Raw genomic sequence first — 8,683 nt, 5'->3', positions numbered from 1 at the left:
CCCGTTAGCGGACATAAACAAAATGGAGTTCGACGCTTTCCGCCGATTCGTCGAGTCCAACATCGACTGGTTTCGCGGGCGTCTCCCGGAATCCGAAGCTTCACTTGCGGCCTACGAATCCAGCCTTGGTTCCCGCTTCCCGACGTCAATCAAATGGTTGCTCTCAACGCACGGCTATTGGCACGCGACAGGTATTCCGAATCTCCGCGAGTCCGTGACCCTCACACTAGAATTGCGGCGTTCAATCGCGTTGCCCAACAATTTCGTTGTGCTTGCTGACCACGGCGATGGTGGCGTAATCGTTCTCGATTCGTCGCTGCCAACGGTCGGTGACGAGTTCACTATCCATGACGTTGATGCCGCAGCATTGCACGAACTAGATTCGCAACCGTTCATACCAGACATTGTCTATGATTCATTCGGTCGCTATGTCGAATCCGTACTAGATTCCCAACGGTCGACGATTGACCCGTCGGATGTTGCATACGATCCGATTGCGTTTCGCGATTGACACGTTCACGGCGATTCAATGTCCGCTAACGTGGTTTTTACGCTGAGGCCTTCGGCACACCTTCGTCCTTTGGCAACGAGCGTTGGCCTTGGTACAATTTCCGTAGTTCAGGCATCGTTCGCTTCGTTAAGGGCGGTGTCGTAAAAACCTTCCGTTGTGCGACCTACCGACAATGAAACCTATCTATTGCCGTCTGTTGCTTGGCTTGGCGGTTCTTGGCTGCATCGGCGTAAGTATTTACTCCAGCCTTCTCCACATGTCCCACTTAGCGTCTTTCGGTATTTCTTCAGAAATTCGTGACGAAACCGTTTCCATCGAACGCCGCCTAGAGATTGCCCAAGGCATCGACAACGTAAACACGATTCAAATGACACTTGCGAACGTGTCATGGTGGCTTGCGCTGGTAACGGGCTTGTTGGTTGCGGCGGTTGCACTCTGGGGTTTTCGCCGCCTGCCCACGGATTAACCGGTCGCCTAACATGGTTTTTACGCTAGGCCTTCGGCACACCGCTGTCGTTTGACGACGTGGGCTGGCCTTGGTACAATTTCGAGTAGTTCAGGCATTGTTCGCTTCGTTCAGGGCGGTGTCGTAGCCCCCTGCCTTCTTCGCCCCTGCTCGAATGACCAGCGACCATTTCGTTGACCACCAGCTACTTGCGTTGTGGGCCGCGGATTGTGCTGAGCATGTAATCGCGATCTTCACTGCCGCTGAGTCTGATGACGCGCGGCCGCACGATGCTATCGCTGCAGCTCGCGATTGGGTCAGCGGCAAGCTACCAATGGTTGATGCCCGATCCGCGGCCTTCGCTGCACACGCCGCAGCGCGAGACACCGAAAGTCAACTTGCCTGCTTTGCCGCACGTGCAGCAGGGCACGCAGCAGCAACGGCTCACGTCGCAGATCACGCACAGCATGCTGCCGCTTACGCGATCAAGGCGGCTGCCGACCCGGACACTGAACGCGTCTGGCAGCGACAGCAGCTTGCACCGCACCTCCAACCACAGCTCTTCCCAGAGTTACGGGATGGATAACATGTTTTTTCGCCAAGGCCTTCGACACACCCTACAACTTTCGCGACGCAAGCTGGCCTAGGTACAATTTCACACGGTTCAGACGCCGTTCGCTTCGTTTGGGGCGGTTTCGTAAACGCTTCCGATGTCCGCTCGAACCTTTTGCCGTTCGCGGTGTCCTGCTCTTGCGCAACCATCACCTGAGCTAGACCGATGATCTCCTTCTACGTGCCCTCTGACGAATACGGATTCCTTTGTAACTTCTCCGCACACGGTTTCATACTTGATGGCCGATACTGGCCCACGGTAGAACACTACTTCCAGTCGCAGAAGTTCGCGGGCACTGAACACGAAGAACGGGTTCGGGTCTCACACACACCGAAGGAAGCGAAGAACCTAGGTCAATCACGCAAGCTTCCGTTGCGGCCAGACTGGGAGGACGTCAAGGTCGACGTGATGCGCGACGCGTTGATGGCCAAATTCACGACCCATGCTGACCTTCGTGATGCACTGCTAGCAACTGGCAACGAAGAGCTAGTTGAGAACGCACCCACCGACTATTTTTGGGGCTGCGGGAAACTTGGTAGTGGGCAGAACATGCTTGGTAAACTTCTGATGGCGACACGTCAGGCACTGCGTGATGAAGAAACTGAATCGGCTGCCAATGCCGGATAACTTTTTTACGCTAGGGCCATTCGGGCACACCTACCAAATATTTCGACGCGGACTGGCATGGTAGGATTTCCTGTAGCGTTGGGTTGCAGTTCGAAAACAATCGATTGGTGAGCTACCGATATGCCACTTCCGTCTGAAGAGCATTTTAGCGCAGATGGGGCGTTCATCCTCTCGGTCGATGCATTGGATGGTGACGACGTAGCGATTGGTTTCCGAAATTTTCCTTGGCACACCCATGCGGACATCTTGTCTTCAATGCGAAACACGCCCGAACCTCTAGCCGTACGAGCATTCGTTGACGAGATCCTCAACGACGCCGCCGTGATAGCGATGCGATACGTCGACAATATTGTGAGCGATGTTTGGGTGTCCGATGATCCACGCAGCGACCTTCGATATTGCCAATCGAACGAACGAATTGAATTCCGTTACTGGTCAGGCGCTCCGTTTTCGCCATCATCAACATAATGGCACCCTTCACGTACTTTACGTCATTACGCTTCTTTTTTGGATCACCATTGCCCATCGTTAACAAACCTTGCCCTTGCTCTTCTCCCCTGCAGTTCAGATGTCGCTCACTTCGTTGTGGGTGGTGTCGCTATTGCGTTTAGTACGTGACCTGCTGAGATCGATCACGGTGGCGATATCGTGACTTCATTCGTGTCCTAACTGAAGATTCTTTGAAATCAGAGGTGAGTTGAACACGAATTCTCTCTAATTTGCACTAATTTTTTGCGGCGATTGCTGGGCCAGCGAACACGGCTTTTGCGTTCAGGTCTTCTGAGCACTGTTCGTCCTTGGCAACGGGCATCAGTTCGGCCCCGTTCTCGGCAGTTCGGGCGTCGCTCTCTTCGACCTGGACGGTTTCGTAAATGTCTTTGTGTTACGTGAACTGTCGAGATCGACAACGCGGGCTACCTGGCGGATACCCTTGAGTGCTTTGATACTCGACGTGAGCAAAGCCATTTTTGCTGACCGCGTTTGATTTCAGGCCACCGAATTCCGGCGACATCGGTTAAGTCCTTTCTGAAAATCCTCTGAGCCATTCACATTGCGATCGTTGCTCTAAATGCCGTCGTGGGTGTCGAATCGCATCGTATGCTCGCTCAATGTGACGGGCGAGTGATTTGCCGTTATCAACAATGGTCGGCTGCCGCAATGTCTTGCTTTAGCGACAGTCCCACAAACTTCGCGAAGAGGATGAAATCTCCGCCCGCAGGATCGCTGACGTGGTTAAGTGTTGAAGATCCAAAAACAGTCAAGGGCGGTTGTGATTTGAACCAGGGGTCGGCGTCAATCATCCGACGGTACGTTCGCGAAGTAAGATGCGAGTGCATCGCGTTCGGATTTGCTGAGTTTGTCGGCAATGGGGTACATTAGCGTCGCCTTTGCACCGCCTCGGTTTTTCTTTGCGAACAGCTCGAGTTGGTTGCGTAGATACCATTTTGGTTGCCCCGCCAAGACTGGGTAATCGCCTCTTTTGGGGGAACCTTTCATTGCGTGGCAATCAACACAGGAAGGGATCTTGCGTTTCCGGTCGCCTTGAGTGGCAAGACGCTGACCGAGTTCGACGGAACTTTCATCGACGTCTTCCGTCGTTGCTGGCGGCGTTGGCTTCGCGTCAGCGTAGTAACTCGCAAAGGCTGCGATGTCCTCGTCGCTCATTCGGTGTGCGACGGGCATCATCACACCGCTCGCCCGTTCACCGCTTCGGTAAGCCCGCAAGGAGGCTATCAGGTAGTCGCGATTCAGCCCCTGCAAGACCGGTATGCGTTCACTTTCGCGGACACCGTCCTGGGCACCATGACAGGCGACACAGCGTGCAATCTCGCGAGTATCTTCGGGCAACTCCGCGACGACCCGATCCAGATACTCGTGATAGGACATATTCGTTGACTCACGGAGGAAGGCCACGACCGGCCAGATCTCGTCGTCTCGTTTCTGACTCGGCCAGGCCGGCATCCCTGCGAACTTGATTCCGTGTTTGATGATGTAGAACAGTTCACGATCTTCCATCTGCGAAATATTGTCTCTTAGTAGTGGTGGCGTTGGCGTCATGCCTCGTGCCACCGGTGGTTGCTGCCGTCCAGGGGCACCGTGACAGAATCGACAATTGGAATCATACGTTGCGGCCCCGAGAGTCAAAAACTCCGATCGTTCGAGATCGGGCACGTCCACGTCGCGAGCATGAAACGCGATCGATCGATCGCTCGCGAAGTCGAGCAGCCAGCTGGTAATTGGCCAGTGACCGCTGCTTGCTTTGACGGGAACTACGCCGGACACGAGAACGACGATGCCGATTGCGGCCAGCAATCCCCCGCCGATCATGACTCTCTTAAGACTCAATTTCATGGTTGCACCGTTTGCCAAAACCTTCATGTCAACAGATCGCGAGTCAGCCAAAGACCGCCCATGAGAAAGGCGATTCCCCCTACGACTAGCATCACGGCTCCACCGAGGTGTTGGTCAGTCAAAGGATCGAGACCGTAGCTTGCGTGATGATGCGAATAGAGCAATCGTGGAGAGAGGGTCAGCAACGCGCCGAGAAGCGTCATATGCATCGACGTCAACAGCAAACCGATCACACCGGCACCGCTTCGCGAGCGTGAACGCGGCCGAACCCCTCCAAACGCGGACAACCAAACCCAGACGCCAGCAGCCAAGAACATCCCTTGCTCGATCACGAAACCGATCGCGGTATGTCTGGCGAAATGGTGTAGCGAAGGAGAATGCCAGGCCCAAACGATTAGCAGTTCACCTACCGATGCCGGGATCGGGGAAAAGAGCACCGGCACGCGTTTCACCGGATCGTAACGAAGCCCTGCCATCGCGATTGAGATTAGAGGCGCCGCAACGGCAACGACGGCCATATGCAACGTCATATGCGCCGCAAAAGAGGACTGGGCGAGCGATGGCAACGGCCCGAGCCATGCAAGCAGAAGGACCATCCAGCCGAGGTTCCAAGCAGCGAGCTTCATCAGTCGCATCCTCCCACCAGAACGAACGCGAGAATGGTAAAGATGGTCGCGATCGCACTGAGTACGGAGAGCAGGAACGCGGTGAAACTTAGAAAATGGGTTCGTTCTGCGGGATCGTCAAAATTGTATGGCACGGCGTGGTTGCCTCGCCTGAGCGTCTGGTAACTCACCCACGCCACGCATAAAATGCCGACGATGGCGATCAGCGAATAGAGCGCTACCAATCCATGGAGGGTGGTGTTTCCGCGTTCGGAGGAAAACTTCTCGCACCAGATTGCCGCACTGAGATAGCAGGCAAGAAAATGAATCGCCCATAAACTCGGAGCGATCGCGATCCACCAAACTCGTTCGCGAATGGGTGTTGGCTTTGTCTCGTCATGCTTGCGAATCCCTTTCCGCATCACGCCACCCTAGGAAAAACGGCGATGACCAGTCCGGTGATACTGATCGTGAGAACGAGGAAGTGCCAATACAAAGTAACGTTAACGATGTCCGCGTCATGCAGGTGATCCATCCGTTTGGCGAGCCTTCGAGCCAAACAGTAGCACAACATGACGGCACCAACCGCAATATGCAAAACGGTCCACAAGATCAACGCGCACACGGTCGCGGAATAGGCATGATGCGTTGGATCCATTCCGACGGAATAGGCAGACCAGAACAACGCCCCCGCCGTCACCATTGCCAACACAATCGTGACGACGCTTCCGGCAATGAACAGTATCGGATTCGTTTTACGATTCCATCGGCGTGACAACAAGACCATACCCCATGCCAAGACGCCTACCCCGACGGCAACCAACGGCCATGGATCCGCAGGACCGACAACAGGTCGACCATCGAATTCGATCGGCGGAAATTCTTGATGAACCGTCCAAAAGAAGAAGTATCCGAAAACCAGCGAGATAAATGCCGTCATGTCGCCTAGCATCGTGATGAACATTGCCCACCAACCGACCGCACCAGGCCCCGAAACGTACGTCGGAAGCCTCAGCCCCAATCCGACGTCCTTGCTCTCTATCTCCGGTATGTTTGCGGTTCCCGTCCATAGCCAAACGAGGATCGTCACGAACGAGCAGACTGCGCAAATCCCGGCAAGCATCCACCAATGGTAGGTTGAAAAGATAAAGACGCCACCGGTGAAGAGTGCCGCGAAGAACGTAAGGAAAGTCGGGCCGGGCACTCGCAAGCATTGCATCGGCTCGGCATCGACCGTGCTCGTGACCAGCGTTTCTCGCAGGCCTTCTTCCGCGTCGGGCAAGTAGAACTTCCCGGCGTCAATGTCCGCGAGCAGGTTTTCCTGCTGCCATAAAGGATACCGCGTACTGATAATCGGGATGGAACGGATGCCCCATGGTTTATCGGGAACCTGTCCGCTCCATTCCAACGTCCCGGCGTTCCACAGATTCCGCTTCACGTAGGGTTGTTTCTTCTTCGATCGGAACACATCCCACAGCAGCACGATGAAGCCGCAGCCCATGATAAACGCTCCCAACGTTGAAATCATGTTGGGTATTTCAAACCCCATTTCGGCAGGATAGGTGTAAACCCGCCGTGGCATTCCGATCAATCCGGTGTAGTGCATCGGAAAGAAAGCAACGTTGAACCCGATCAACAGCAGCCAAAACGCGAGCGTCCCCAAACGTTCGGACAGTTGTTTTCCCGTCACGAACGGATAGTAGTAATAGAAGCCCGCGACGATCGGGAAGATGGTACCCCCGACCAGCACGTAGTGCAGATGGCCGACGATGAAATAGGTGTCGTGTGCTTGGTAATCGAAAGGCGCGATCGCAACCATCACCCCAGTCAGCCCGCCGATGATGAACGTCGCCAGTCCGGCGAGAACAAACAGCAAGCAAACGCTCTTGGTCACACGTCCGATCAACAGCGTCGCAATGAAGCAAAAGATCTGCACTCCCGTGGGTATCGCAACCGCTTCGGACGCTGCGGAGAAAATCCCGATCGAGATCCCCGGAAGCCCGGTTGTGAACATGTGGTGAACCCACAAACCGAAACTCAGAAAACCGGTGCCGACCGCTGCCAGCACGATCCACCCGTAGCCTGCCATCGGGGTCTTCGCGAATGTCGGTACGATCATGGCAACGAGTGCGATCGACGGCAGGAACACGATGTAAACTTCTGGATGACCAAAGATCCAGAAGAGGTGCTGCCACAACATCGGGTCGCCACCACGTTCGACATCAAAGAACGGCCAATCAAGAGCCCGTTCCAATTCCATCAATAGATCGCCGGCGATCAATGGTGGAAACGCAAAAAGGATCATGACCGCGACGACAAGGATGTACCACGCGTAGAGCGGAATCAGGTTGAGCCGCATTCCCGGTGGACGGCATTTCAGCACGCCAACGATCAGTTCCACCGCGGCGGCGATGGACGCTATCTCGATAAAAGACAACCCTAGCAACCAGATATCGGGACCGACGCCGGTTTGATATTCGGTGGTCATCGGCGGATACATGAACCATCCGCCGCGTGGCCCGACACCGAAGAACAACGATCCGCAAACGAACACGCCGCCGATAAGGAAACACCAGTAACCGTACGCGGAAAGCCTTGGAAACGGCAGATCGCGAGCCCCCATCATCTCGGGCAACAACATGATCGAGATCGCCTCGAGTATTGGCACCGCGAACAGGAACATCATCACGCTGCCATGCATCGTGAAAATTTGGTTGTACTGCTGTGCGGTTAACCAATCGTTTTCCGGGAAGGCGAGTTGCACGCGCATGATCAACGCCAACACACCGCCGAACAAGAAGAAAGCAAACGCCGTCAGCGTGTACCACAGTCCTACTTCACTGTTGTTGACGGCCGACCAGTAACGCCATCCTTTCGGCGTCTCCCATGCTTTGAGCAAGCGCTCGGCCTTCGGGTCGCGGACATTCGTCATTTCAATGCCCTCAAGTAGGAAACCAACTCGGACATCTCATCGGCACCGACGCCCTCAAAGGCAGGCATCTCGACGCCGGGTTTGACACGATGAGTTTGTTCAATCCACTTTCGCAGGTTGCCCTCAGTGTTGGCCACGACAGCCGCGCCGATGCTGCGTCGACTGCCAAAATGGGTCAGGTCGGGGCCGACGACTCCATCGGAACTCGTTCCGCGAATCGTGTGGCAGGCACCACAGCCGAGCGATTCAAAAACTTCGTAGCCGTCGCCGTGCACTGAACTCGGAACCGATCGCAGCGACTCGAGCCACCGTTCGTAATCGTCTCTCGACTGCACAACGACGTCGAAGGCCATCTGAGCATGAGCCTCGCCGCAAAACTCGGCGCAGACACCGCGGAAAACTCCGACGCGGTTCGGATGTAGTTTGAGCCGGTTCTCGCGGCCTGGCATCATGTCCATCTTTCCACCGAGCGACGGGATCCAAAACGAGTGAATGACGTCCTCGCTGGTCAGTTTGAACTCAACCGGTTCGCCAACGGGCAGGTGAATCTCGTTCGCGGTTTCGACCCGTTTGCCACTGGGCAGTCGATACACAACAC

At 55.2% G+C, this 8,683-nt stretch carries 10 protein-coding genes; 5 read left to right on the top strand and 5 right to left on the bottom strand.

Annotation, left to right across the window (positions count from 1 at the left end; genetic code table 11):
- The 5 genes from RSSM_RS20285 to RSSM_RS20265 form a co-directional block, all read left to right on the top strand.
- Positions 1-511 (top strand): SMI1/KNR4 family protein (locus RSSM_RS20285; RefSeq protein ID WP_236621263.1); only part of this gene is annotated, 511 nt, incomplete at its 5' end.
- Positions 512-683: 172 nt separating this feature from the next.
- On the top strand, positions 684-977 hold the full coding sequence (locus RSSM_RS20280) for a hypothetical protein (RefSeq protein WP_144059983.1): 294 nt from the start codon (positions 684-686) through the stop codon (positions 975-977).
- Positions 978-1,131: 154 nt separating this feature from the next.
- Entirely contained in the window at positions 1,132-1,542 is a 411-nt protein-coding gene (locus RSSM_RS35510; protein ID WP_044303129.1) for a putative immunity protein, read from the top strand.
- Positions 1,543-1,734: 192 nt separating this feature from the next.
- Complete coding sequence (locus RSSM_RS20270; RefSeq protein ID WP_008683079.1) at positions 1,735-2,196, top strand: NADAR family protein; 462 nt, start codon at positions 1,735-1,737, stop codon at positions 2,194-2,196.
- Between the two features lie 120 nt (positions 2,197-2,316).
- A complete protein-coding gene (locus tag RSSM_RS20265; protein WP_044303128.1) occupies positions 2,317-2,664 on the top strand; it encodes a hypothetical protein in 348 nt (115 codons plus the stop codon).
- Between the two features lie 825 nt (positions 2,665-3,489).
- On the opposite strand, the gene RSSM_RS20260 is transcribed toward RSSM_RS20265, so the two are convergent.
- The 5 genes from RSSM_RS20260 to RSSM_RS20240 form a co-directional block, all read right to left on the bottom strand.
- A complete protein-coding gene (locus RSSM_RS20260; RefSeq protein WP_044303132.1) occupies positions 3,490-4,548 on the bottom strand; it encodes a c-type cytochrome in 1,059 nt (352 codons plus the stop codon).
- A gap of 23 nt (positions 4,549-4,571) precedes the next feature.
- A complete protein-coding gene (locus tag RSSM_RS20255) occupies positions 4,572-5,174 on the bottom strand; it encodes a cytochrome c oxidase assembly protein (protein WP_044303131.1) in 603 nt (200 codons plus the stop codon).
- Complete coding sequence (locus RSSM_RS20250) at positions 5,174-5,575, bottom strand: transmembrane prediction (RefSeq protein WP_081613853.1); 402 nt, start codon at positions 5,573-5,575, stop codon at positions 5,174-5,176. Before RSSM_RS20250 ends, RSSM_RS20255 begins: the two co-directional genes overlap by 1 nt.
- Positions 5,575-8,085, bottom strand: coding sequence for a cytochrome c oxidase subunit I (ctaD, locus tag RSSM_RS20245; RefSeq protein WP_008683068.1), 2,511 nt, complete (start codon positions 8,083-8,085; stop codon positions 5,575-5,577). The genes RSSM_RS20250 and ctaD overlap by 1 nt, the downstream gene beginning before the upstream one ends.
- Positions 8,082-8,683: cytochrome c oxidase subunit II (locus tag RSSM_RS20240; protein ID WP_044303127.1), on the bottom strand; the 602-nt coding region annotated here is incomplete at its 5' end. The genes RSSM_RS20240 and ctaD, both read right to left, overlap by 4 nt.

The organism is Aporhodopirellula sallentina SM41, from assembly GCF_000346505.1.
In the GTDB taxonomy this organism is placed as follows: Bacteria; Planctomycetota; Planctomycetia; order Pirellulales; family Pirellulaceae; genus Rhodopirellula; species Rhodopirellula sallentina.
This window is presented reverse-complemented; position numbering and strand designations above follow the sequence as displayed.